The organism is Gimesia aquarii (assembly GCF_007748195.1).
Lineage (GTDB): Bacteria > Planctomycetota > Planctomycetia > Planctomycetales > Planctomycetaceae > Gimesia > Gimesia aquarii.
In genome coordinates, this window is the sequence record NZ_CP037920.1 from 5548089 (window position 1) to 5573955 (window position 25867).

Consider the following 25867-nt stretch of genomic DNA (forward strand, 5'->3'; position numbering starts at 1 on the left):
CTATGCACCGATTACACAGACGCGATTTTCTTTATGGCATGGGTGCCAGCCTGGGCACAGTAGCGTTTAATGCGATGTTGCAGGCAGAAGAGAAATCAAAGCCAAAGCCTAAAAATTTGGTTCTGGATCAACCATTGGCTCCACGCGACCCGCATTTCAAACCACGGGCCAAAGCTTGCATTTTTCTGTTTATGGAAGGTGGTCCCAGTCATCTTGACACATTTGACCCCAAACCCGCGCTTGAGAAACTCCACCTCAAAGAGTTTGTACGAAAAGATGCTCAAGTTTCAGCGATGGCATCTGGTAAACGGTATTACATCAAAAGCCCGTTCAAGCATCGCCAAGCAGGCCAGTCCGGTATTTCACTCTGCGACCACTTCTCTCATCTGTCAGAAATGGCTGATGAACTGTGTGTCTACCATGGATTACAGGCAGAGTCTATTAACCACCCCACCGCCTGTTATCACATGAATACAGGAAATCGCTTTGGCGGTGATCCGGCCGTAGGTTCCTGGATGACTTATGGTTTGGGAACAGAAAATCAAAATCTACCAGCCTTTATTGTGCTACCTGAAGTGGCTTACCCTCAGGGAGGTTCTGCTAACTGGTCGAACGGATTCCTGCCAGCTTACTTTCAGGGAACGGCACTGCGTTCGAAAGGTTCTCCGATTCTTGATTTGAACCCACCCGCCCACGTCACACGAGAGACCCAACGTAAGAACCTGGACTTGCTTGCAGCGTTGAATCAAGCAGACATGAAACGTAATCCGCATGAAGAAGTACTCGCGGCGCGCATGGAATCTTACGAACTTGCGTTCCGCATGCAGACTCAGGTTCCCGATATCATCAATCTCGACAAGGAAACTAAGCAAACACAGGAAATGTATGGTCTCGGAAAAACAGAAACAGATAGTTTTGGCCGCCGCTGCCTGTTAGCGAGAAAACTCGTCGAAGAAGGAGTTCGTTTCGTTCAGATTTATGCGGCGGGCTGGGATTCTCACGATTACCTGGATCGATCGCATAAAGCACGTATGCAGGCCGTGGACCAACCGATCGCCGCACTTTTGAAAGATCTGAAGTCACGCGGGCTTCTGGATGAAACGTTGGTCGTCTGGACGGGCGAATTCGGACGCTCACCGGACAACGGTATGCGGAGTGGCAGACAGGCCGCGGGACGCGATCATAACGCGAAAGGCATGGCGATGTGGATGGCAGGCGGAGGTGTGAAATCAGGTCACCGCATCGGAGCCACTGATGAAATTGGCGATCACGCCGTTGAAGTTGTCAATCCCATCAGAAACCTGCATGTCACTCTGGAACACATCATGGGGTTGGATGACAATCAATTAACCTATTTCCACGAAGGTCGATTCAAAGTTCTAAGTCAGACGGGCGGTGCTGTGATTAAAGAATTGCTGGGTTAAAAAGTCACAATTTTTTAAGATTCAGCCTTGAGGAAGTCCTGAATTTTCTCTCGAATCTGATCACGGACATCTCGAAAGACCGTTAGTTTTTCTGTATCGGAACCTTCTGCATCCGCAGGATCATAAAAGGGCCAATGTTCGATACGTTGTGCCCCCGCTAAAGTCGGACAGCTTTCTTTCGCACTATCGCAGACGGTTACCACGAGATCAAAAGTTTCATTCAAATATTCATCGACGTGTTTGCTACGATTTTGCGATAAGTCCTGATCGAGTTCCTGCATGACTTCGATCGCCATGGGATGCACATAGCCAGAGGGCAATGACCCCGCTGAATAAGATTCCCATTCTCCCTGACCCAGTTCGCGCCATAATGCTTCTGCCATCTGCGAACGACAAGAGTTTCCAGTACATAAAATCAACACGTTTTTCATGCTATTTCCCAAGCCAACCTGTTCATATTTGGTAATAAGTATTTGGTATTAAGTAAATTTCAGTTGTCATATTAAATCATTTTGCAATGCGAAACCAGCCTTGGCTACAGATTGTCAACCAGCGATTTTACCATATGCAAATGAGGAATAGAAACAGACAGAAATTCTTCACCTTCCGCAACATAACCCAGCTTCTTGTAAAATTCGACAACAGAACTTCGTGCATCTAATTCGACCATCTCAATTTCACGCTCTTTCAGATCAAGTTCGATCTTCTGTAACAGCAACTTTCCGATTCCCTGCTTTTGATATTCGGAAGCTACCGTCATCTGACGAACTTTTGCTTTGTTTTCAGAGACAGGAATTGCCAACGCGCAAGCAATCACTTTATTATCAACAATCATCCCATAATGAAAATATTCTGATTCTTCTGACAAACCTTCCTGAAGTAAATCTAACCCAAGCGGTTTACGTAATAGCTCATTCCGAAGCTGACATGCCTCACGGTACCAATCTGACTGATAAGGAATTCGTTCAAATTGCATTGTGTCCTCATTTCCAATTTGGTTGAAAACAGGAAAATTTCTGGAACTGGTTGATATGTTAGACACAAGAGGGAGAAGACTGTTAACATAAAGTAGAGTTTGAAATTGCGACAGATACAGCGTCGCCTGAAACAGAAATTCCAGCTTGATTTATACACTTTTGGATTTTAATAAATCGATTTCACTTCGTTAAGCCAAAATGGAATTCCGACATCAAAGTCGGAGAAAGAACTATGACCAGAAACTTAGACCAGACAGACCTAACTGATCATCATTCAAATAATGCTGACAACGCACAATTTTCGGAAGCAAACGGCTTCTTCAACCGTCGACAATTCTTAAGCATAACTGCCGCCATGACAGCTTGTGCGCCCACAACCTCTCTCGCGAACCAGCAGACGAAAACGCAACCTTCGAACGAGTCGCAAAATTTGCTCCCTAACTCAATGGCACCGGCGATACAGTTTCAAGCCTCTCCCTACGGCTCTGCTGCATATCTTGAACGCCTCTCTCATAACAAAAAAAATAACTTTTCTCATAAAGAAGAGATCAAAGTTGAACCATGGAAAGGATCTGTACCAGAGTCAGATGAAGAGATTGCATTCCTGCCTGTTCACCGATTGGCTGCTTTGATTCAATCTCGTCAATTGTCGCCAGTCAAGCTGACCGAAATTTATCTTGAACGCATCAGACAACTCGACCCCCAGCTTCTTTGCGCTGTCACCCTCATGGAAAAATCTGCTATACGGGAAGCAAAACAGGCGGAGCAGGACATTGCCGCCGGTCAGTACCGCGGACCATTGCATGGTATTCCCTGGGGAGTCAAAGATCTCTTTTCCACACGTGATGCGAGAACCACCTGGGGTGCCAAGCCGTTTGAAAATCGGATGATTGATGAAGATGCAGAAATAGTAACCCGATTACGAAAAGCAGGTGCGATTCTTATTGCCAAGTTATCAACGGGCACCTTCGCGCAAGGGGATCAGTGGTATCGAGGCCGCACACGTAACCCATGGAATACTGAAGAGGGATCGAGTGGTTCATCTGCTGGTCCCGGATCAGCAACAGCGGCGGGCTGCGTCGCCTTTGCGATTGGCACGGAAACACGGGGATCAATTGTCTCTCCTTCGAAACGTTGCGGCATTAGTGCACTACGCCCCACCTTTGGTCGTGTCAGCCGACATGGATGTATGACACTCAGTTGGACGATGGACAAGGTTGGTCCTATGTGCCGCACAATTGAAGATTGTGCGCTCGTTTTTAACAGCATTCATGGAGCCGATGAAAAAGATCCGTCAACACTAACTGCGCCGTTCCATTTCCAACGTACGCCTGATCTGGCTGCTTTGAGAATTGGTTATCGTGAAGGCATCGATGAAGCGTTTCTGGAAACATTGCGCCGTCTGGGAGCAAAACCAATCCCAGTTCCTGCGCCCCCCAGCGATCGCGAAGTAAAAGACATTCTGACTGTCGAATCAGCAACGGCATTCGACGATTTTATTAGTCAGAATCTGGACGAGCAAATGGTTCGTAAAGTACGAGTGAAGAATTTTCGACCGGCACGTAACATCACAGCACTTGACTATCTCAATGCTCAACGACACCGCTTTGCACTCATGCAAAAGATGGCGGATTATTTTGAAAACATCGACCTTTATATTTCTCATTTGGGCGATATAGGCTTAACTAACCTTACGGGTCATCCTGCCGTCGTTTTCCCTTACCAATTTGATAAACAGCCTCGATGTATCACGCTGATTGGTAACCTGTTCACCGACGATAACATTCTTTCGGTCGCACATGCCTATCAGACAGCTACGTCCTGGCATTTAAAACATCCCCAACTTACGTGAATACGCCCTCCCTTCACAGTTAATCTAATGCCGTTTTTAAATGGGTTAGTTAAAATTGCATTGTGTCCTCTTATACACGAGAATTAGACCCATAAATTAAAGAATTAAGTGACAATCAGATAATGTAAATGACTTCACTCCACTTATGGTTTTCACCTACATATCACACACTTTCCCTCATGCTAATTAAGTTTATTTTCAAAATTCATTAAGTATAAATCTTACCTATCAAATAATTTCCAGAATTCTACCATTTTGCAATTTTTCCACGGCTCAAATACCCAAGCTCATGCTGTATTCAGTAAAGGGCTGATTCCAGAGCCCCTAAGTCGAAGCGCTTTATTAAGGTTAAATAATGGCGGTTGTTACTGACCGAACTACTGAATTTATTATGTTGTTCTCCCGGCATAGTCAGCGAATCTACCGATTTATTCGATCCTTGGTAGATAACAGGACCGATGCGGAAGAAGTCTATCAGAATACATGTACTGTTCTCTGGTCGAAGTTTGAACTCTTCGAAACAGGGTCTAATTTCTGGGCCTGGAGCTGTCAAATTGTTCGATACGAGGTGCTCAATTACCGCCGCAGACAAAACCTCGAACGAAATATCTTCAGCAATGAATTCTTTAATCGAGTCGCAGAGCGGGCAATGGTAACAGTCGACGAACTTGATCGGCAGCAGGCGGCTCTTTCAGTCTGTTACGAATTGCTTTCAGCGCGTCAAAAAGAAGTGTTAGAAAAAATTTATGAACCAGAGGCGAGCACTAAATCGGTCGCGCGATCGCTAAATCGCTCCCCCAATGCAATCTACAAAACACTCCGCAGGGCACATGACCTGCTTTTCAGTTGCATTCAGAAACAACTTCAATCAGGAGATTTTTTCTAATGCTGACTCCCGAAGAACAAGAAGAGTTGATGCAGCTATGTTGGGAATACCAGTACGGAGATCTTTCTCACAAAGACGCAGCTCGTTTGGAGCGGCTGGTCCTGAACAGTGATCAAGCAAGTGATTTCTTTATTCAATATGCTGGCATGTGTGCGAATCTGGAATGGGAGGGAATTGTTGACCCCGGCCCTCTCGGGCGATCAACGAATTACGACCCGCTACCATCCGGTGAGTTAAGAACTCTGCCGTTATACCTTCATGCGTCTCCTAAGCGGACCTTTGGTAAAAAGACGCTATTTGCTCTTTCAGCATTCTTAGTTGTCTTAGTCGTTTCTATCTCTCTGCTTTATTTCCAATTCTGGCAAAACAACACGCCGTCCTTTCTGGCACGTATCACAAACACACAAAAAGCTGTATGGGAAAAAGGAAAACGTAAATGGAAGACCGATGAGCTTCTTCATGCCAGAGACGAGCTTTATCTGAGTGGCGGTCTCATAGAATTAGAAACGGCACTGGGAGCACGTGTAATACTCAAAGGAAATTCTCATCTAATTCCGATCAATGTGAGCCAGTTCCAACTCGATCAAGGTAACTTATTCGCAAATGTCCCTCCTCAGGCGGAAGGTCTGACAATTGATACGCCCACATCAAGGATCGTTGATCTGGGAACCAAATTTGGGTTAATAATTAATCCATCACAAGAAACCGAAGTACATGTTCTCAAAGGACTCGTCGAATTTAATCTACTGAATTCAAAACGAGAAACAACAGTTACAAAAAACCTGTTTGAGAGAGATGCAATACGAATTCATCCCGATTCGCATGAGATTACCAAAATCGAAACCATACCGGAATTTTTTGTTCAAAATCTCAAAGTTGAATCACCAGCACTGATAGGACACTGGAAATTAACGGAAACAGAAAATTCCCCCATTGCAAAAGATTACTCCGGAAATCAATTGGAACTGCAAATTATCGCTGAGAATGGGAAATCACCATTTACTGGAAAACCAGCACCGAACAATGCTTTAACATCAGCCGGTCCTTTCGATTCTCAGTCCCGCAAACTATTTCGTACACTCTCTCAAAATGAAGCACGCCTCTTCGACATGAGCCGATTCACAATCGAGCTGTGGGCACGCAACCCGAATAGCGACCAACAAGCTGACTCCGATATTTTGTTTCATTATCGCAATACAGCAGAACATTCTACATCACAATTTAATCTTTATGCAGCGGATTCACTAGACCGCACCGGCAAACTTGGCTTTGGTTTTTTGAATACCAAAGGCAAATACGTAGGACACCAAACAGAAAAACATACGAAGTGGCAAAAAGACCGATGGTACCACATCGTATTTACCTACGACTCTAATACCCCTATCCCCAATGACAGCATCGTTACCTTGACACGAACTCCTGAGTTTGCATCAGTGCCCGATATGCAACAAACCCTGTCAGAGATTGAAGATATACACCCGCTGGTAGCGGGAGGCATACTTGTCATTGGGGGATCGACACTTACCGATATTTCTCGACATTGGGGAGGTGAGATTTCAGACGTTCGCTTTATCAATGGAATTCCAGATAGATATCTGACTCATCACTCACAGCAAACAAATCGATAAACCTCGAGAACGGTTCTCGAACATCATTTATATTTTTATAAAAAGAGTAAAGATCAAATGAGACAACAGAAAAAATTCAAATCCGGATTTACCTTAATTGAGTTATTAGTCGTAATCGCCATCATTGCGATTCTAATCGCACTTCTATTACCAGCCGTGCAACAGGCACGTGAAGCAGCCAGGCGCAGTACCTGCAAAAATAATTTGAAACAAATTGGACTAGGACTCCACAATTATCACTCCACATATGGAACCTTCCCTGCAAGTCGCATCGGCCCCTATGAAAGCACTTGTACTACCTGTGGACTTGACTCTCGCTTTAGCGCGTATATTCCTCTACTACCATTTATCGATCAAGCTCCACTTTATCAGCAGATTACTGGTAATTTGGGGACGTCCTCTTTTGTGTGGAACACAAACTTTGACGCTTATCGAACAAAACTACCAATTATCACCTGCCCATCTGACGTCGACACAGCTGATATCACAAGACTTGGTCAACACAATTATCTGTTTTCAGTAGGCGATCAATATAACAACTTTCAAACGATTTCTCCTGGAGCGCTGCGAGGGATATTTGGATTCCAATCCAGCGTGCGTATGCGTGACATTGTAGATGGTACAAGCAATACCGCCATGGTTTCGGAATGTGTTCGTCCCCCCGGATCCGGATCGTCTACCCCCGCTAACACCTTTGGTGCGAATACCACCAGCAATACCACAAATCCGTCTGCCTGTGCTGCCAGTTTTGTAAATGGCTCCTTTACTACAGGACTTCTGGACCGAGAGCGTTCGCATGGCACACGTTGGACCGACGGCCGAGCAGGCTATATCAATTTCAATACCATCTTACCTCCCAATGGGCCTGTTTGTAACGGTCAAACAACGACGGGTATCTTACCTCCTTCCAGCCGCCATGAAGGGGGCGTGCACCTTCTGTTGGCTGATGGTGCTGTGCGATTCATTAGTGAAAATATCGATACCGGCGATATCAGTGCTCCTCAGGTCACTTCAGGCGTAAGCCCCTATGGTATATGGGGGGCACTGGGCTCAAAAAATGGCGGAGAACCTTTAGGGGAATTCTAACCTTCATTTCTTTCTAGCCCTAATAGAATTTGTGAGTGAAACACACAGTAATTGTGATCTACTCACTTAGATCTACTATCGTTAAAACAGAGGAAACATAACGCATGCGTAGCTTATTGATTATTGTTTTATTCATCTCATTCGGATGCACAGCCTGCTCCGGCACTTCAGAGGATAAATGGACCAAGCAACGACCAGAAACATACCCTGTAACGGGTACAGTCAATTTTGAAGGAAAACCATTGGAAGGAGCCACAATCGTGTTTCGATCGTCTAGTGGGGAGCCTCAAGCTGCTGTAGGACGGTCAAACGCTGAAGGAGAGTTCCAGCTTCGCACATTCGAAGACGGTGATGGTGCCATTGCGGGAGAACACACTGTTTCCATTACTTGTGTGAAAACGGAAGGTCCTCCAGCAGGCGCCAATCTTGACGAAGTCGATGTTGTGGTCAAAGAAGTTTCTCTGATTCCTGAAAAATACGGAGACTTCAAAAAATCAGGGCTCTCAGCCAAGGTCTCTAAAGAGAATGAGAATGTTTTCAACTTTGATCTGGAAAATAAAAAGTAGAAATATCAGCGAACTCATCATGATCAAACCTGTTTTAAAAGCTCGGTTCTGATGACTATTCATCAGAATCGAGCTTTATATTTGATTCCAATAATTGTCTCTAAAATACAAACTAACATCATCACATTAATTTGAATTCTGACTTTTCTGTTTGCCCTCATTCGAAATGATCCTGGCACTTTGCAGGTGGTGAACGACTCTCCAAAGATGATAGCTGACTCTGATCAACCATCGATAAGCGTCTAACTGTCCTAATAGAGCCTCATATTCAACTCCTGCCTTCGTCGTTGAAGCAGTCAACTGACGACGCGTTACTTTTTGATTCTGATCCAGTTCCAGCCAAAACTGTTCTAACGACTGTTCTTCTAACATCGCGGAACGAATTTCAAATGACTGCTGCGTTTGAGTTACCAGACAGGCCAACTGGTCTACAATGTCACTCAATTTCTTAACGTTTCGAGTGGCATCCAATCGTTCTCTTTCTATACACCGCCTCGTTAAACGTTGGATATGGTCGAGTGCCAACAATACTTCCTGGTAACAACGAAGCGTCTCCCGGTCAGATTCGGAGATGTTGATTCTCCGCATGTAGAGGGAAGTCGTTTCCAGTGTGTCTCGATATCGCTCTAACTCTTGACTAATCTGCGTGCGATCGACTTCAAATGACAGTATCGTTCGAAGCAGCTGTAAGATACTTTGAAACACATCAGCCAGCGTAGAACGAGAGGCTTCAATCGCAACATTGGGATTTTGAATCAATGACTCTTCCAGGCGTTCTGTTTGATCATTGACTGCTTGTGGAATGATGCGAGTAATCAGTCGGGAAAATTGTCCTATGAAGGGAATTAAAAAGAGAATCCCCACAAAATTAAACAGACTGTGAAAAGCCACCAGTGCAAATTCTGGTGAGGCATTACTCCCGGAATTAATATAGTGATTCCAGACCCAGATATAAACGGGTAACAAAAAATAAGCGACAATGGCTGTCACAACGTTATAAAACACATGTGCCAGTCCCGTTCTTCTTGCGGCGACTGAACCTCCCAATGTCGCCATCAACGCTGTAAACGTCGTTCCCACATCAAAGCCAATCACCATCGCGGATGCTTGGGGCAGAGAAATGGTGCCTGTACTGACGGCTGTCAAAGCCATCGCCACACCAGCACTGGAAGACTGAGTTACCAAAGTGATTCCCACGCCTATAAAAACCAATAGTAAACGACCCATCCATGTATCCGGGGGAAATGACTTTGGAGTTACACTATCTGTGAGTCCAGACATGCCTATTTGCAGGCTGTCTATTCCTACAAAAATCAAACCAAATCCAGCTAAGGCAAATCCGGCTGCTGCAATTCGTTTCCTGGCAAACAAATTCAGAATGACACCGACGAGTATCAGAGGAAACGCGACTAATCCCAATTTAAATTTAAAACCAAAGAGCGCAACAATCCAACCGGTAATTGTTGTTCCCAGATTCGCTCCCAAAACGATCCCCAGTGACTGAGACAATGTCAGCAATCCCGCCCCCGCAAAACCAACGGCAGTCACAGTCGTTGCACTGGACGACTGCAAAACAGCTGTCACAATGGCACCTGTCGTGATGCCAGTCACGAGGCTCTTTGTAAATTTCGCAATCATGCGACGGATGGTGTCGCCAGCAAGCTCTTTCAGGCCACGCGTCAATATGACCATGCCTAGTAAAAATAAGCCTAAGCCACCCACCGAATTAATGATCCCTGAATCCATTACTCTTCCGGCAGTATTCAATCTCTAGTTGGGAAATCAGATGATATTACAATCTGACAATCAGCTTCATTCATTTTACCATAAAGTAAAATAGGATTCCTACTGTCAGAGAAAGAGATTGAATTACCAGGCGGTCCAGCCACCATCCACCAGAATATTTTGACCAGTTATATAGCTACTGGCATCACTGGCGAGAAAAACAGCTGCTCCCTTCAATTCCGATGGTTTCCCCATACGACCCATCGGGCTATGTTCACAAAGTCGTTCCGCTAAATGTGCCGGTGCTGCTTCAGAAGGAAAGGGCCCTGGACTCAGACAATTGACGCGCACCCGATCCTTGGCCCAATAAACGCTTAAGTGACGGGTCTGATGAATGAGCCCTCCTTTCATCGTGTGATAGGCTACCGGGCTGGCATTACAGATCCCTTCATATGCTTCGGGATATGATCCCACAACGCCATACATCGAACCAATCATAATCACACTGCCGTAAGCCTGACGTGCCACAATATGGTCCCGCAACTTACGTGCTAACAGAAAGTAGCCAGTCGCGTTCTTCAAATGACGGGAAAACTCCTCTCCGGTTACATCTCTCCAGTCAGCGCCAACCGGGTCATTTCCATTATTCACCAGCACATCAATCTGCCCTGCCTCCTTCAAAGCCGACTCAAAACCTTGATCAATGGACGCTTCTTCCATATGGTCGAGTTCAATGCCAATGTGGTTGAGTTTATGAGGATCTGGCATTTGGTCGGCCGTTTGCTGTGCTCGGCTTCGATCACGACTACTGACAATCAAGCGAGCCCCCGCTTCAGCCAGACCACGGGCCATGGCACCTCCCAGGTAGCCACTGGCTCCAGAGATCAAAACAGTTTTCCCAGTGAGATCAAATAACTGCTGAATCGTTGGTTCGTCTGTCGAATTCATCTGTACTTCTATGATTCCGTTTCAGGAGGAAATAAAATCTGCCGGTTCGATCCATGACCGTTTCTCGACCGAGTTCAATATGGAAAGGTTCACAGCCAGGGTCTGCACTCCGTCCTCAAAAGAGCATAATGGAGGGCATAAATCCTCCAGATAGTCTAAAAAAGCGTTCGCCTGTCTCTGGAAGAGTGTATCCCGTTCCAGAGTTTCATAAAAACCAATCTGCCATTCAGATTCAGGTTCTGTAATCCAGCGATACCAGCTGTTTTGATATTCAAACCGTAACATGCCCCGCTCACAAACTACAGTAATCGCCGACTCATTCGCTGGCTGATGTTGGTTCAAACTAAAATTCCCCAGGACACTTCCTTGTCGGGTGATGACATGAACTGTGTCTTCAACATCAACTCCTTCCAGTACTTGATGTGAAAAATCAGCTACCAAAGCATCCACTGGTCCCACCAGATACTCGCCCGCATTCATCGAATGCGTTAAGGCATCCTGAACCGCACCGCCCCCCAGTTCTCTGGATTTGTAATAAATATCGCGATAAGCCGGACGATATGTGGGAAAGTTTTGTCCTGAAACCACAATCAGTTGAACAGGTTTTCCAAACTTCCCGGAATCAAGGTCCGCTTTCATCGCGGCCAGAGCCGGATGCGCACGATAGACATAGGCGATTGCCGCTTTACGACGCGTCTCCTGTAAGAGTGCTTGTAGCTCGTCGATTCCCTCGAAGTTTGTACTCAAAGGTTTTTCAATGAAAAGATCCAGTCCGGCTTCAACGGCTTGCTTAGACATTGCGATATGCAAATGCGCGGGAGTCGCAATCACCACACAGTCATGTGGATCCGCCAAAGCCGAATCTACATCCGCATACTGCTTCTCAACCTGATACTGGTTGCCGATTTTTTGGCGTAGGTCTTCATTCAATTCACAGATAGATACGTCAGCACGCCCCGTCGATTGAAAACAGCGTAAATGCCGCTCGCCAATCGAACCAACACCCACAATCAGTAATTGTTTTCGATCTGCCATAGCTTTCTTTTCTTTATGAGATCAATCAGAAACAAGGTTCCCGTGACCTTGAGACTAATAAAAAAACTCCGGAAAAACCAGTCTGGGTAAACTATGTCTTCCCGGAGAATAATATCTGAAGTCATCTTCTGTCAGTCTGTGAACTGTAGAGAATACAAGTCAGCATCTTTCATGACAAACCGTAGTCGAATCGGTTTTCCACTGAGTGCCTTCAAATCATCGCCTCCCTTCCAAGTTACGATCCGATTGACTTCGTTTCCAATTTGTTCACGAGAATCAGCTAATGTAAAGCCGGGGATTGGCTTTCCGTCTGCATCCTGAATTTCTACTTTGATACCACCCGCTGCGGAAGTGGAAAAGTTGATTGAAAGCTTAGATCCGTCAAAAATCAATGGTTTCGTTACGAGTTCCCCTCCTTTATAGTCGGCTCGTACGGAAGCAAACCCATCCAGTCGTAAAGAATAACGTCGTAAATGCGCAGTCGGCTGTGCATAATCCTGGTTGACATAAATCGACATTTCGCTGGGACCAGTCTGAACCACATTCAAAGCAGGATAGTTCGTTCTTGAAACCCAATTTTGAGCACCGATACCACCCGTGATAAATCCGCTCAAGAATGTTCGTTGATACGTATTATCTCCGCGAGTCGTCATCAAAATCGCATCCGAAGTATCTTTAAAGTACTTCGGATGAACTCCTACTTCTTTCGCTTGCGCGTCCGTTAATACCTGACGCCCTGGCATAAACCGCGCTGCGACGGCCAGATAGATATGAGGTGCTCGAAAATAGGGATGAGTCTGATTTGTATAAAGATGCTCGATGGGTGCTTTTTCATCGCGGTGAGTATAATTCATCAAAACAGGCTTGGACCAATGAATAAAATCATCACTTTCAACTCTTGCAATGCGACGTATCCCATCTTTAAAGACACGAAAATAACTCAGATACTTCTTCTCCACAGGGGACCAGAATGCTACATTCTGCGAATCGAACATGTAGGGAAAAGGAACCATTTTTTTGGTAATCACAGCGCCTGCTGGATGCTGTTTCCAGTGAATTCCATCTGCCGAGGTAAAGGCCACCAGACCACTCGACATCGTTCCGCCGAGCGCCTTATACCGTTCCGCTTTAGGAACACCGGGACGTGTATCGAGAAAAGGTGAAAAGTTATGCGTCATCGGTGCCGCGTCGGCGAGAATGATGTTGTTCTTTTTGTGGCCCTGTTTTTCAAACAGCGCAAATTCTGGCTTCGTCCAGTTCTTACCATCTTTTGATTCGGCATAACAATACACTTCACCCACATCACCATCGGCTCCGGCAGTCGGTCTTCCCCGGTAATAAGCTCGATAAATGTCACCATCTTTTATGATTGTGCAATATCCACAAAACAAACCTTCCCAAGGGTTATCAAACTTTAACACCACACCTTCATCCACAGGATGATGCAATCGTAATTCAACCCCCTTCATTTTATCGATCAGATAATCATCGACGAACAACTCGCGCTGACTTCCAATTTCAAGCGGCTTTGGTTCCCCCGCATAACTCTCTGGTAATGTCAGAATTGCCAGCAAAACGATCAGTATCATCATCTGTTGCTTCATTTGATTCCCCCTATTATGAATTTAAGACATCTTGTACTTATTCAATGCAGTGTCAAACTGATTTTACAATTTTAACTGAAATAACAACTTAATATTGATGATTGACAGCACATAAACAAGTTGTATCATATTTAAATACAAGTAACGCTCCTGGGACCAAATTTCAACCCTATTTCATTAAAATCTATACTCCATGACAACACGTGCTTCTGAACCAGAACAGACAGACTCCACACTTCCCGCAATCCAGTCCGGCAAACAGCGCCCGAAATATATGCAATTAGTCGATCAATTGATCCAGAAGGTAACTCAAGGAGATGTTCGCCCAGGCGAGGCACTCCCTTCCGAACACCAATTGTGTGAAACCTATCAACTGGCGCGCACAACAGTTCGAAACGCGATGCAACTTTTAGAACAACAGGGTTGGATCACACGGATTCATGGGAAAGGTTCGTTTGTAAGCACGAAACCTCCGCTCCCGATTTCAAAGACCCTCGATATTTTTGCGTTCGTGCTCCCGGAAACTCGCACAGGATTTTATCCGTCACTCCAAAGGAGTTTTGAGCAAGCAGCAGCATTAACACAAAATCAGGTTCTTGTCTGTTGTACCGAAAATAAAGTCGATGCACAGGGAAATACCATTTTGCAACTGATCGACAAACACGTTGCCGGTGTCGCCTTAGTCCCCGCGACAGTACTCGCAACACCCGCTTATCAAATTCGCCAACTGCAACAACATGGGATTCCTGTTGTCTTCTGCCATCGCGAAGTGAAAGGAGTTCAGGCCCCCCTGCTCTCAATCCCCTTTCGAGAAGTCGGACTTTTAGCAGGACAAACTCTACTCAAACATGGCCACGAGTCAGTAGCTCTCTTTTCTCCTCATCGTGCCACAGCCGCTATTGAATACGAAAGCGGGCTACGTGAAGCGCTGAGCTCACGAGGCACCAGCTGTCCTGAACCGTATATTTTTCATGGTCCCAGTTCCCAGCTACACCCTATCGATTATGAACAGGACTTGCTAGCGACATTGGAAGCAATGTTCAAACAACCAGATCCTCCCACAGCAATCTTTGCTACGTTTGATTCGTTGGCAGAATTAATCTATCTACTACTTGGTAAAATGGGTTTGCGAGTTCCCGATGATGTCTCGCTAATTGGCTTTGGTGGCACTGTTCGTCATGGCGCCATTCAAAGCAGGCTGTCCTCCATTACAGTCGACGAAGTCGCCATTGGCCAGAAAGCAGCCGAACTGCTTACATTAATGAAAGAGGGAACACTACCCATTGATTCTGCAGAAGTCTATTCGATGCCTATCAATATGAGCGAAGGACAAACACTGGGCCCCGCCCCTCAGAAGTAGAGGTAAATCAAATAAATAATTTTACCTGAACTCCTTATCAACATCAGGATACTCAACATGACTCCGAGACACTCAACTCTCCCTGTTTTCTCATATAGTAGGCAATTTCTCCTATTGCTGTTGGTTCTCTTAGTATTAATGGTGTTTTCCAATTCTACCCTTGCCGAAGAAAATGAAGCACTCAAACAAAAGCTGGCGAACCTCCCTCAACCCTGGCAGGAAAAACTGCATCGACTGACACTCAAAGAGTACACTGAGACACTGAAATACTGGGAAGAAACCTACCCCAAATGGGTACAAGTTGATCGCATTGGTGTCACACGAGAAGGAATTCCACTTTCACTTCTCAAAATCACAGATCAAAAAACGGAAGACAAACACAAACAGGTCTGTCTCATGACGGCCTTGCATGGTGGACCGGAACGCAGTGGGACAACTGCGGTGATGCACTATATCGAATGGCTACTCAGTAATGCCCCGGCTGCTCAGGAAACACGACAAAAACAACTATTGCTCATTATTCCCATCATCAACCCTTATGCGTATTTTGAAACAGATCGTTTTGGCAACTCTCAAAAAATTGATCCCTACACGGGAGGCGGAACCAACAACTGGGATCTCAAAACATTCCAATTCAAACACCCTGAAAAATCTCCTGAAATTATGGCGGTCCTTTCTGTCATTGATGAATTTAAACCTGAAGTTCATGTCGACGTGCATGGCACAGGATTGCAGGAATACAGCCCCGATCAATTGGGCTCCCGCGAACGGTATCGCGGGCAAACCATGTTTGAAGTAACTGGTTCCGCTTATTCGAATTTCACACTTCGTCCCTGGGATTGGCGCATCACAGAAACCATCAACAAGGTGGGTATGAAAGCCGGCTATGGTTATGATCGCTTCGAAGCGGATGCACAACGGTTGTTCTGGGGAAACCAGCTCACAGCGATGTCGAAAAAGCTCTGGCTAGGGCGCCCTATATTTTATACTGCTCATTACGGATATGCCCGGTATCACACTATGATTATGGCATTTGAAGTGGGTTGGGAAAGTAGTGGGTTGGAGCGGTTAAAAGGCTTGATGAATATCGGCAATTCCAACTGGAATGGCGCTTATTTTCCCGGCTATCCGGTGAATCGAATGCAATCTTACATCGGGCATTTCGTCAGTGCCTGGGGTAAGACACCACAAGCACGCAGGCAAAGCCGCGTCGAACTTTGGCAAAAGCAACCGCGCCTCTCACAGGCAGTTCTCTATCCTCAAACTGCGGGAAGGGATACCTACATCATTGCAACCTCAGCAAAAAGTAGTGAGTTGTTATCACCAGACATCAAACAATTCCTGGAAAACATTAAGCCGATCCCAACGATCAATCACAGCGCCCTCCAAGCCATTGTCGATGATGGACCGGAAATCAAAATCGCAGTCAGCAAAGGTCAATCGGCTAAAGAGGAAACTCCCATTGAACATGGTATTGCGTTTCAATTACGCATTCCTTATCAAAATCCAGACTTAGTCGATATTCGAGTGAACGGTCACGTATTGCAAAAGAGTGCGACTGATGGCTACGTCACCTGGTATGGGGACGGATTTACTCACGTACAAATCAATGTGCCTCCGAAAAAATCAAAAACCAATGACCTCTATATCATTACCTGTTTGTATCACCCTCAGGAAAAAAGGTCGTACGGTTGGAAACCGCCACAGGCAGTAATGGATCGACTAGAGAAAAAATAACGGATTCAAATGCTATTCAATCTGATTTAACGTCAATAACATTAAGGAACCCACCATGAAAAAAGCCGCATCACTCATCGCAGTTTTGACTCTGATACTACACTCATCATCTCTATTGGAAGCTTCGAAGCCGGTTCAACTGAAACTGGAAAGCGTCGAAAAAATCTGGGACCAAGACCCGCATAACGCTTTCACAGGACTTACCCGTTTTAAAGACCAATGGTTTTGTGTTTTCCGTACGGGAAAAGCCCATGTTTCTGCAGATGGTGCATTACAAGTACTCTCTTCAAAAGACGGCAAAAACTGGAAACCGGTCGCTCGCATCACCTCTGATACAGCCGACTTACGAGATGCTAAAATTAGCGTCACTCCCCAAGGACAACTCATGTTAAGCGGTGCCGCCGCCTTGCATCAACCTGCTTCCATGAGACACCAATCGATGACCTGGTTTTCAGATGACGGAACACATTGGTCAAAGGGATACAAAATCGGCGATCCCAACATGTGGCTCTGGGGTATGAAGTGGAATGATGGCAATGTTTACTCGATTGGATATCACACTGGAAAAAAAGGTCCGAAATTCACGCGTCTCTATAAAAGCAGTGACGGAAAAAAATACGAAACGGTCGTCGATACATTAATCGATAAGGGGTACTCCAACGAAAGTTCTCTCGTCTTTACCAAAGATAAAACCTGTTATTGTCTGCTCCGACGAGACGGAAGTGGGAAAGGAGCCACGGGACTGCTGGGCATCTCAAAGCCACCTTATACAGATTGGCAATGGAAAGACCTGGGAGTGAAAATTGGTGGCCCGGAACTGTTTCAACTACCCGATGGTCGTTTTTTGGCAACGGTCCGACTTTATTCTCCTAAAGCGCATACATCAATTTGTCAGATTGATGTTGAAAAAGGTACTCTCAAAGAACTACTCGAATTACCCAGTGGTGGTGATACCAGCTATGCCAACATGGTTCTACATGATGGTTTACTCAATGTCAGCTACTATTCCAGCCATGAAGGTAAAACGTCTATTTACTTTGCTAAACTCAGCTACAAATAAACTCAATTCACTGTCGTCTGGTCATTTTAGAGGGATCTGCGAATTATGAATTCGTTGATCCCTTTTTTCTCCCCATTAATATTCGCAATTTTAGAAAGCCTTGCCTGTGACTCGCTGAGGAGATAAAACTAACAGTCCGATTTCAAATAAAGTGATCTCTGTTCGATTGTCAGGTATACGATGCTGCATCAACTCTCCTATCTCCTTTTACTGACCGCTGGATTTTCAACAGACACTGATAACGTTCTGGATCAATTTGATTTTAAATCCTCATCAGAAGCCCGTGAAAAATGGAAAGAGCTCAAAGGAACGCTTCCGCTCGCGATGCAGAAAGTAGATGACCGGAACGTATTACTGCTCACAGCTCCGTTTTCGTCGAACCGTGAAATTCCACGGGCAGGCATTGATAAACGTGTGAAGCTTAATCTGACCTCCCCCGGTGTATTTACACTCGACGTCAAACCAGAATCGCCCAACAGCAATCACAAAGTCAGCCTCTATTTCAAAAGCGGAACAGGCTGGTATTCTGCGGCAGCACAAGTGAAAGGACAGAGATGGCAAACACTACGCTTTGCAAAAAATGACTTTCGCAAAGAAGACAGTCCTTCAGGCTGGGATAAAGTCGAAACAATTCGGCTTGTCGTCTGGAGAGACTCTTTTACAGAGCCAGACACTCGATTTCAAATACGTAACCTCAAAGCCACAACAAACCAGATTGTAATCCTCGTCCCAGACTTGAAATTGCAAAATAAAGAAAAGAACACATTTGTCGCCGCAGATCGAATCGAAAAATTCCTTCAAACTTCGGGAATTCAGTGTGACCGCGTTAGCGAACCGGAACTGACGTCTCAAGCACTAAACAAGCGGTCTGTTGTGATTCTTCCCTTTAACCCAAATGTCTCTGCAAAATCCTGTCGAATATTGAATCAATTCATGGTACGGGGAGGAAAAGTTTTTCTTAATTTTAACATTCCCCCTGCCCTGGAAAAGAACTTGGGGATTAAAAAAGGAACCTACTTCAAACCTGATCGTCCAGGTGGACTGGCATCGATTCGCCTCAAAGACTCAAAAATCCAGGGGTTGCCAGCAGAAGTCAAGCAAGCTTCCTGGAATCTGATCACCGCAATTCCCACAGGACATGGAGCTCGTATCGTCGGCGAGTGGGTTGACGAAACAGGAAAGAAAACAGGAAAACCAGCACTCATTGTCAGTAACCGTGGCGCTTACTTCAGCCATCTCATTCTGGGTGATGATCCTGTTAAAAAACAGGCACTTCTCACGGCCATTATGGGACACTTTCATCCCCAACTCTGGAACTCCATTGCCGAAGCCACAATTGAACAAGCAGGACACGTTGGTCCTTTCGATAATTTTACTGACTTGAGACAGCATATCGTCTCTACAGTAACACCTCTAAAAAGCCGAGAGCTCGCTGCTCGTGATCTTGATCAGACAACCGTGAGCTTGAATCAGGCAAAACGCCTGCTGAAACAGAACCAGGCATTCAAATCGATTCCGTTTGCGCGCGTTTGTCGTGAAAAACGAGTCAAAATCTATCTACTCACCAGATCCAGTCCGCAACGGGAAGCACGTGCGTTCTGGGACCACTCGCCAACAGGCCCCTATCCGGGTGATTGGAATCGTACCTGTAAAGAACTTTCCGATGCGGGCTTTAATATGATCATTCCCAATATGCTCTGGGGTGGCCTGGCACATTATCCCAGTGACGTGTTACCGCGCAGCCAAACCTATGAAAAGTATGGGGATCAGATCGAACAATGTTTGAAAGCTGCCCGTCAGCATGGCCTGGAGGTCCACGTTTGGAAAGTGAATCATAACCTGTCCACAGCACCAAAATCATTTCTCAAAAAATTGCGAGAAGCAGGACGTACACAAGTCAGTGTGAAAGGAGAACCATCGGACTGGCTTAACCCGGCACACCCGGAAAACTTTCAGCTCGAAGTTGATAGTATGCTTGAAGTCGTCAAAAAATATCCCGTCGATGGTATTCATTTCGACTACATTCGCTACCCTAATGATCGGCATTGTTACAGCAATTACAGCCGTCAGAAATTTGAAGCCGATACTGGTATCAAAGTTCAAAATTGGCCCAATGACTGTTATGACGGCAAACTGAAGAGCAAATACCGTGATTGGCGCGCGGCTCAGATTACACGTCTGGTCGAAACCGTCCAACATGAGGCGCGCAAACTGCGTCCCGGAATCAAGATTTCAGCAGCGGTCTTCCGAGAATACCCAGATTGTCGTGAGTGGGTGGCCCAAGACTGGCCACTCTGGGCAAAACGTGGCTATCTCGATTTCATCTGCCCCATGGATTACACCGACAACGATACCCAGTTTAGAATCTGGATCGAAGACCAGCAAAAACATCTCGCCGGAAGAATTCCCATCTACCCGGGCATAGGCGCCCTCTCCACGCGCACCACCTTAAGCAGTGATCGCGTTCTGGGACAGATTGGAGTCACTCGTCAACTTAAAACGGGAGGTTTTACCGTGTTCAGCCTGAATCCGCAAACGCTTTCGAGCATTGTCCCCGACTTCAAATTGAGTGCAGGCAAAGTCAAAGCCACTCCCACGCATCAGCTTCGAAAACAGGCCATCAAAAACAGGCAGATCAGAAAATAGATCCCAATCTGCCTGCTCTCATTTCTCAAAACGAGTCAATCTTCAGCTCGGCTTCCATCACCGCACATTTTCACAATCTTTGGATTGAAACGTGCGACAATCTCCACCAGATCCTGTTGTTCTGCCATGACTTCCATGATGTTTTTATAAACACCGGGAACTTCATCGGCTCCCGCAGAAATCACAGTGATTCCTCGTTTTTCCAGATCGTTTTTAACGGCATTCCAGCGATACTTCTCTTTCCCTTTTCGACGAGACATACAACGCCCCGCACCATGTGATGCAGAATTCAGGCTCGCTGCATTTCCTTTTCCACGAACCACAAACGCCGGATCAGCCATAGAACCGGGAATCACACCCAGCTCACCAGACGCCGCTGGGGTTGCCCCCTTACGGTGTACGTAAACTTCCTTTCCGCCATGCTCTTCTTTCCAGGCAAAGTTATGATGATTTTCCACTCCGGAAATCACTTTGCTTCCCAGCAGTTCGGAAACATTTTCATGAATCACAGCATGGTTTGCAGCCGCGTATTCACCCATCAAATTCATCGCAGCCCAGTATTCCTGTCCTGCTTCAGAATCCATTTCCAACCAGGCCAGACGTCCCAGCTTATGATGTCGTTTATGCAAACGTGATTGCGCAATCGAAGAATAAGTACTGCACACCGCAGCTCCTGCTCCACGACTACCGCTATGGCTCAACAGTGCCACATATTCACCGGCGGTCAAACCAAGTTCTTCATCGTCTTCCGTGAAGGTGACGATACCAAATTCGACAAAGTGATTACCAGAACCCGATGATCCCAATTGCTTCCATGCTTTATCTTTTTTCTCACGAGTCACTTTAGAGACTGTCCAGTCTGCATCCATCACAGCATGATGTTGTCGTTTTTCATGAGCAGCGCCTACACCAAATGCTGTTCCTCGATTGATGGCATCAATAAACTGATGCCGTTTCTTATCCAGAGAATCGACTGAGATATCCAATACAGACAACTTCATGCGGCAAGCAATGTCCACACCGACAGCGTATGGAATCACTGCGTCTTCCAGTGCAAGCACTCCTCCGATCGGTAAGCCATAGCCGTGATGCGCATCAGGCATTAATGCAGCACCGCGTGCGGAAGGAACATGGCATGCCAGGTCCATTTGCGATAGCGCACCATCATCGATTCCGTCTTTACCCCAAACTTGGTAATCGATAGGTTCGAAAACTTCTTCTCGATTATCGTCTACCAATTCGAAAGCCAGTTGCGAAAAGGCAGAGTCTTCCAAAAAATCTTCTGGACGACTTACCACGCTTTGAACGCGTTCCTTCAATTCTTTACCACGAATTTTATTATCCGCTACTGCTTTTTGAATCGCCGTTTTGGCCGTTTTCAAACAATACTGTGGAACACCAATTTTCAGCAATTGTCGAGAGTTCATCTCTCTTCTCCATTTTTTACCTAGTGAGGTCGACTTCTTTGTCGGACCTATTTGTATCTTATCACGATTTGTTCTCACTAGACACATTGCAAGTTGTTGGGTTCCCTCAACTTTTAAAGTCAACTGAAATAATATGAACCTTTTTTCTGGAAGAATAACATTTCATCTCTTGATTCATTCTCATCTGATTGGAAACCGACATGAGTTATGACCAACAAAATCCTTCTCAACATCGTAGATCTGATATGAGCTTGTCTTCAAGAAATGTCAATCATCACAGAATTTTGCAAGAGATCTATATCGATGCCCAAAACACGCTTTAGCCATGTATCGCTGAAAATTGTCTCGTTTTTAGTCTCGATCGAAACATTGAGTTCACAATATGATACGTCAAATTCTAATTATCGACGTCTTGCAAAGGCTTTTAGTGGTGATTAGAATGGTTAAATGAACCTGAATTCGAGAATTTCAGCTTTGCTCCTCTATTCTCGAATACACTGCCATCCCGCCTGCTGAGCCATGTGGATCAGCTACCACCGCTGCAAACTGATACGGATTGTCGGTCGGACGGGCATCACCAGAGATTCATTGACAAGTTGATCGAAATTTCCACCTACGGGTGGCTTAATTATCCACTTGAAAATAACTTCCAGAAGGTGACTGTCATGCTTCTTGTGTGTTTGAGCAAGCGATTACTCCCTGCTCTTTTACTATCATTCCTCTGCACTTCACTGAATCAAGTGTACGCGCAGAATCCAGATAAAGTCGATCCTGCGAAAATCCGCTCGATCCTGTCGGAAAATTGTTTTCAATGTCATGGACCGGACGCCAAAAAACGTGCAGCCGACCTGCGATTCGATACCAAAGAGGGCGCCTTTGCAGACCTGGGTGGTCACAAAGCAATCGTCCCGGGAAATGTCAAACAAAGCGAACTCATCACACGCGTCACAACAACCGATGCCGATCTCAAAATGCCACCCGAAGAGAGTGGGAAAAAACTGACAAAGGAAGAAATTGCTCTGTTGACTCGTTGGATTCAGGAAGGAGCACTCTGGCAAGATCACTGGTCCTATGTGACTCCCAAGAAACCAGCGACTCCTGTTGTAAAACAACCTGCCTGGGTCCAAACTCCTATCGACCAATTTATTCTGGCACGCATCGAAAAAGCAGGTCTGAAGCCTTCAACAGAAGCAGATCGACGCACACTCATTCGACGTGTCACTTTTGACCTGACCGGCTTACCGCCAAAACCACAAGATCTAGAAGCATTCGTGAATGATAAGTCTCCTAATGCGTATGAAAAAGTGGTAGATCGTCTGTTGGAATCTCCTCATTACGGGGAACACATGGCACGTTACTGGCTGGATATTGCCCGCTATGGTGACACACACGGTTTGCACCTTGATAACTATCGCGAAATGTGGCCTTACCGGGACTGGGTCATTAAAGCCTTCAATTTAAATCTTCCCTATGACCAGTTTGTGATTGAACAGTTGGCCGGTGATCTGCTACCCAACGCTACAATGGATCAACAAATCGCAACCGGTTTTAATCGCTGCCATGTCACGACGAATGAAGGTGGTTCAATCGCCGAAGAAGTCTATGTTCGTAATGTGATTGATCGTGTTGAAACCACAGGGCAAGCTTTCATGGGTCTCACCCTGGGATGTGCTGTGTGCCATGACCATAAATTTGATCCCTTCACCAAAACCGAATTTTACCAGATGTTTGCGTTCTTCAATAATCTGGATGGTCCTGCCATGGATGGTAACATCAAGGATTCCCCCCCTTCATTGCGAGTGCCCAATGCACAGCAGTCAAAGAAACTGAAAGCTTTTAAAGATCAGATTGCTGCAATCAGCAAACAGGGACAGAATAGAATCAAAGTCAATGAACCTGCTTTCCAGGCCTGGTTAAACTGGAAACAGCAAATTCAGAAAACGGGAAGCAATCCGAATCTTTCCATCCCACAGCCAGATGGCTTGTTAGCAAGCTATGCTCTGGATGAAAAAGAAGGTACAACTGCTGTCAATCAAATCTATGCAAAAAAGAACGGTGTAGTCAAAGGCAAGCCACACTGGGTTGCAGGTAAATTTGGCAATGGGTTTCAGTTTGCCCCGGGAAGCTATCTGGACTTGGGAAAAACAGGGCAATTTAATAAAGCGACTCCCTTCAGCTTTGCCATCTGGGTCAAAACCAATGGTCGAACATCAGGTCCGATTGTTTCAAGCCTCAACAAAAATTCACGAGAACGTGGCTATGATCTGCAAATCACGAACCGTAGCCTCAGTGTCAGATTAATAGATCGTTGGCCCGGTTATGCGATTCAAGTACAAACGAAAAATAACGAAATTACTCCGAATCAATGGCATCATGTTTGTGTAACTTACGATGGTTCTGCTAAAGCACACGGGGTCTCCCTCTATATTGACGGAAAATCATCCGAGCTAACCATTTCCTCTGATTCGTTTAAAAATACAACACCACTCAACTCTGCAACACTGCTGCTGGGACATTCCAGTGCCAACAAGCATTTGACGAATGGCTTTGTCGATGATTTTAAAATTTACAACCACGAGCTTTCCGAGACGGAAGTCAATCAAGTTTTCTTTGACAAGCAAATTGCCCCCGTCCTGCAATTGGCTGCTGAGAAACGCTCACCTCAGCAAACAGAATTGTTGAGACAATACTATTTAAATCAGTTCGATTCGGAATATCGCAAACTGCTGGCAAAGAAAATTCAAGTCAAAGCACAGGAACAGCGCCTCGTTCAGTCACTGCCAACGACTCTCGTATTTCGTGAACGAAAAGAGATTCGGGAAGCATTCAATTTAAAGCGCGGGCAGTACGACCAGAAGGGTGAGAAAGTCTCAAGAAAAACACCAGCTCAATTCCCAGCGATGGCCGCAGAATGGCCTGTAAATCGTTTAGGTCTTGCCAAGTGGCTTGTCGCACCCAATCACCCCTTAACTTCGCGTGTTGCTGTGAACCGATTCTGGCAGCAACTATTTGGGATTGGGATCGTAGAAACCAGCGAAGACTTTGGTAACCAGGGAGCCGCTCCCAGTCATCCTGAATTACTGGATTGGCTCGCTGTGGATTTCCAGACACACCACTGGGATGTCAAACGTTTTATGAAACAGATTTTGATGTCGGCCACGTATCGACAGAATTCAAAAGTGACTCCTGCACTTCATAAAATCGATCCGAAAAACCGTCTCCTCGCAAGAGGTCCCCGTTTCCGACTAGATGCAGAAATGCTGCGTGATCAAGCTCTGGCAGTCAGTGGCCTTATGGTTCCTAAAATCGGTGGTTCCAGCGTCAAACCCCCTCAACCTGATGGGCTCTGGCATGCAGTCGGTTACTCCGGTTCGAATACAGTTCGCTTCAAACAAGACAAAGGTCCCGAAAAAGTATTCCGTCGTAGCCTGTATACTTTCTGGAAACGGACTTCACCACCACCGGGGATGTCTACATTTGACGCTCCCAGCCGCGAAGCATGTACTATGCGCCGGGAACGAACCAATACGCCACTACAGGCATTGCTACTCTTGAACGATCCACAGTATCTGGAAGCAGCTCGTACGCTCGGCCAACGCATGATGAAAGAAGGAGGCAAATCTCCTGAAGAACGCATCCGCTTTGCTTACAGACTGGCTACAGCCAAAGAAATCACTCCGGAAGACCTGACACTCACTTTAAATACGTTTAAGGATATGCTGGCACATTATCAAGCGGCTCCTAAAGCGGCAACAGAACTGATTGCCATTGGAGAATCTAAGGCAGATGCGAATTTAAACCCTCAGGAATTGGCAGCATGGACGATGATTGCAAATCTCATCCTCAATTTAGATGAAGTGCTCACTAAAAGTTAATTTGATTCTAGTTCAATACTTTGATTCAGTA

General features: G+C 45.7%; 18 protein-coding genes. 11 read left to right on the forward strand and 7 right to left on the reverse strand.

The annotated features are described in order from the left end of the window. The first annotated feature begins 2 nt into the window (after window positions 1-2). Entirely contained in the window at window positions 3-1424 is a 1422-nt protein-coding gene (locus V144x_RS21170) for a DUF1501 domain-containing protein (RefSeq protein ID WP_144987886.1), read from the forward strand. A 14-nt stretch (window positions 1425-1438) separates the two neighbouring features. Here V144x_RS21170 and V144x_RS21175 read toward each other — a convergent pair whose 3' ends face one another. Continuing rightward, window positions 1439-1855: an arsenate reductase ArsC gene (locus V144x_RS21175; protein ID WP_144987888.1), complete on the reverse strand. Its 417-nt coding sequence runs from the start codon at window positions 1853-1855 to the stop codon at window positions 1439-1441. Between the two features lie 104 nt (window positions 1856-1959). After that, window positions 1960-2400: a GNAT family N-acetyltransferase gene (locus tag V144x_RS21180; protein ID WP_144987890.1), complete on the reverse strand. Its 441-nt coding sequence runs from the start codon at window positions 2398-2400 to the stop codon at window positions 1960-1962. 233 nt (window positions 2401-2633) lie between these two features. Between V144x_RS21180 and V144x_RS21185 the strand changes: the two genes are divergently transcribed. From V144x_RS21185 to V144x_RS21205, 5 genes are all read left to right on the forward strand, one after another. Beyond that, window positions 2634-4253, forward strand: a complete 1620-nt coding sequence (locus V144x_RS21185; protein WP_144987892.1) for an amidase — start codon at window positions 2634-2636, stop codon at window positions 4251-4253. Window positions 4254-4608: 355 nt separating this feature from the next. Further along, window positions 4609-5139 (forward strand): sigma-70 family RNA polymerase sigma factor, encoded by a 531-nt coding sequence (locus V144x_RS21190; RefSeq protein WP_144987894.1) that lies wholly within the window; start codon window positions 4609-4611, stop codon window positions 5137-5139. Further along, the gene (locus tag V144x_RS21195; protein WP_144987896.1) at window positions 5139-6767 is read left to right on the forward strand and encodes a LamG-like jellyroll fold domain-containing protein; all 1629 of its coding nucleotides are present in this window, start codon (window positions 5139-5141) and stop codon (window positions 6765-6767) included. Before V144x_RS21190 ends, V144x_RS21195 begins: the two co-directional genes overlap by 1 nt. Before the next feature lie 57 nt (window positions 6768-6824). Beyond that, window positions 6825-7853, forward strand: a complete 1029-nt coding sequence (locus tag V144x_RS21200; protein ID WP_144987898.1) for a DUF1559 domain-containing protein — start codon at window positions 6825-6827, stop codon at window positions 7851-7853. A gap of 104 nt (window positions 7854-7957) precedes the next feature. Continuing rightward, a complete protein-coding gene (locus V144x_RS21205; RefSeq protein ID WP_144987900.1) occupies window positions 7958-8419 on the forward strand; it encodes a DUF4198 domain-containing protein in 462 nt (153 codons plus the stop codon). A 126-nt stretch (window positions 8420-8545) separates the two neighbouring features. Here the strand turns inward: V144x_RS21205 and V144x_RS21210 are convergent, their stop codons facing one another. From V144x_RS21210 to V144x_RS21225, 4 genes are all read right to left on the reverse strand, one after another. Continuing rightward, window positions 8546-10165, reverse strand: a complete 1620-nt coding sequence (locus V144x_RS21210) for a Na/Pi cotransporter family protein (protein ID WP_144987902.1) — start codon at window positions 10163-10165, stop codon at window positions 8546-8548. Window positions 10166-10288: 123 nt separating this feature from the next. Then, window positions 10289-11092, reverse strand: a complete 804-nt coding sequence (locus tag V144x_RS21215; protein WP_144987904.1) for an SDR family NAD(P)-dependent oxidoreductase — start codon at window positions 11090-11092, stop codon at window positions 10289-10291. 21 nt (window positions 11093-11113) lie between these two features. Then, window positions 11114-12127: a Gfo/Idh/MocA family protein gene (locus V144x_RS21220; RefSeq protein WP_144987906.1), complete on the reverse strand. Its 1014-nt coding sequence runs from the start codon at window positions 12125-12127 to the stop codon at window positions 11114-11116. Window positions 12128-12258: 131 nt separating this feature from the next. Next, window positions 12259-13731, reverse strand: coding sequence for a glycoside hydrolase family protein (locus V144x_RS21225; protein ID WP_144987908.1), 1473 nt, complete (start codon window positions 13729-13731; stop codon window positions 12259-12261). A 193-nt stretch (window positions 13732-13924) separates the two neighbouring features. Between V144x_RS21225 and V144x_RS21230 the strand changes: the two genes are divergently transcribed. From V144x_RS21230 to V144x_RS21245, 4 genes are all read left to right on the forward strand, one after another. Continuing rightward, window positions 13925-15091, forward strand: a complete 1167-nt coding sequence (locus tag V144x_RS21230) for a GntR family transcriptional regulator (RefSeq protein ID WP_144987910.1) — start codon at window positions 13925-13927, stop codon at window positions 15089-15091. 57 nt (window positions 15092-15148) lie between these two features. Then, on the forward strand, window positions 15149-16828 hold the full coding sequence (locus V144x_RS21235) for a M14 family zinc carboxypeptidase (protein WP_144987912.1): 1680 nt from the start codon (window positions 15149-15151) through the stop codon (window positions 16826-16828). Between the two features lie 55 nt (window positions 16829-16883). Further along, on the forward strand, window positions 16884-17888 hold the full coding sequence (locus V144x_RS21240; RefSeq protein WP_144987914.1) for a sialidase family protein: 1005 nt from the start codon (window positions 16884-16886) through the stop codon (window positions 17886-17888). 180 nt (window positions 17889-18068) lie between these two features. Then, entirely contained in the window at window positions 18069-20534 is a 2466-nt protein-coding gene (locus V144x_RS21245; protein WP_144987916.1) for a glycoside hydrolase family 10 protein, read from the forward strand. Between the two features lie 35 nt (window positions 20535-20569). Here the strand turns inward: V144x_RS21245 and V144x_RS21250 are convergent, their stop codons facing one another. Continuing rightward, window positions 20570-21961 (reverse strand): RtcB family protein, encoded by a 1392-nt coding sequence (locus V144x_RS21250; protein ID WP_144987918.1) that lies wholly within the window; start codon window positions 21959-21961, stop codon window positions 20570-20572. A 665-nt stretch (window positions 21962-22626) separates the two neighbouring features. Between V144x_RS21250 and V144x_RS21255 the strand changes: the two genes are divergently transcribed. Then, window positions 22627-25836, forward strand: coding sequence for a DUF1553 domain-containing protein (locus V144x_RS21255; RefSeq protein WP_144987920.1), 3210 nt, complete (start codon window positions 22627-22629; stop codon window positions 25834-25836). The last annotated feature ends 31 nt before the right edge of the window (window positions 25837-25867 follow it).

What these genes read in the sequence shown, in the direction of transcription:
- V144x_RS21205 (WP_144987900.1), top strand. Translation starts at nt 7,958, where the DNA reads ATGCGTAGCTTATTGATTATTGTTTTATTCATCTCATTCGGATGCACA.
- V144x_RS21245 (WP_144987916.1), top strand. Translation starts at nt 18,069, where the DNA reads ATGCTGCATCAACTCTCCTATCTCCTTTTACTGACCGCTGGATTTTCA.
- V144x_RS21220 (WP_144987906.1), bottom strand. Translation starts at nt 12,127, where the DNA reads ATGGCAGATCGAAAACAATTACTGATTGTGGGTGTTGGTTCGATTGGC.
- V144x_RS21170 (WP_144987886.1), top strand. Translation starts at nt 3, where the DNA reads ATGCACCGATTACACAGACGCGATTTTCTTTATGGCATGGGTGCCAGC.
- V144x_RS21255 (WP_144987920.1), top strand. Translation starts at nt 22,627, where the DNA reads ATGCTTCTTGTGTGTTTGAGCAAGCGATTACTCCCTGCTCTTTTACTA.
- V144x_RS21250 (WP_144987918.1), bottom strand. Translation starts at nt 21,961, where the DNA reads ATGAACTCTCGACAATTGCTGAAAATTGGTGTTCCACAGTATTGTTTG.
- V144x_RS21195 (WP_144987896.1), top strand. Translation starts at nt 5,139, where the DNA reads ATGCTGACTCCCGAAGAACAAGAAGAGTTGATGCAGCTATGTTGGGAA.
- V144x_RS21230 (WP_144987910.1), top strand. Translation starts at nt 13,925, where the DNA reads ATGACAACACGTGCTTCTGAACCAGAACAGACAGACTCCACACTTCCC.
- V144x_RS21240 (WP_144987914.1), top strand. Translation starts at nt 16,884, where the DNA reads ATGAAAAAAGCCGCATCACTCATCGCAGTTTTGACTCTGATACTACAC.
- V144x_RS21185 (WP_144987892.1), top strand. Translation starts at nt 2,634, where the DNA reads ATGACCAGAAACTTAGACCAGACAGACCTAACTGATCATCATTCAAAT.
- V144x_RS21225 (WP_144987908.1), bottom strand. Translation starts at nt 13,731, where the DNA reads ATGAAGCAACAGATGATGATACTGATCGTTTTGCTGGCAATTCTGACA.
- V144x_RS21175 (WP_144987888.1), bottom strand. Translation starts at nt 1,855, where the DNA reads ATGAAAAACGTGTTGATTTTATGTACTGGAAACTCTTGTCGTTCGCAG.
- V144x_RS21235 (WP_144987912.1), top strand. Translation starts at nt 15,149, where the DNA reads ATGACTCCGAGACACTCAACTCTCCCTGTTTTCTCATATAGTAGGCAA.
- V144x_RS21210 (WP_144987902.1), bottom strand. Translation starts at nt 10,165, where the DNA reads ATGGATTCAGGGATCATTAATTCGGTGGGTGGCTTAGGCTTATTTTTA.
- V144x_RS21190 (WP_144987894.1), top strand. Translation starts at nt 4,609, where the DNA reads ATGGCGGTTGTTACTGACCGAACTACTGAATTTATTATGTTGTTCTCC.
- V144x_RS21215 (WP_144987904.1), bottom strand. Translation starts at nt 11,092, where the DNA reads ATGAATTCGACAGACGAACCAACGATTCAGCAGTTATTTGATCTCACT.
- V144x_RS21180 (WP_144987890.1), bottom strand. Translation starts at nt 2,400, where the DNA reads ATGCAATTTGAACGAATTCCTTATCAGTCAGATTGGTACCGTGAGGCA.
- V144x_RS21200 (WP_144987898.1), top strand. Translation starts at nt 6,825, where the DNA reads ATGAGACAACAGAAAAAATTCAAATCCGGATTTACCTTAATTGAGTTA.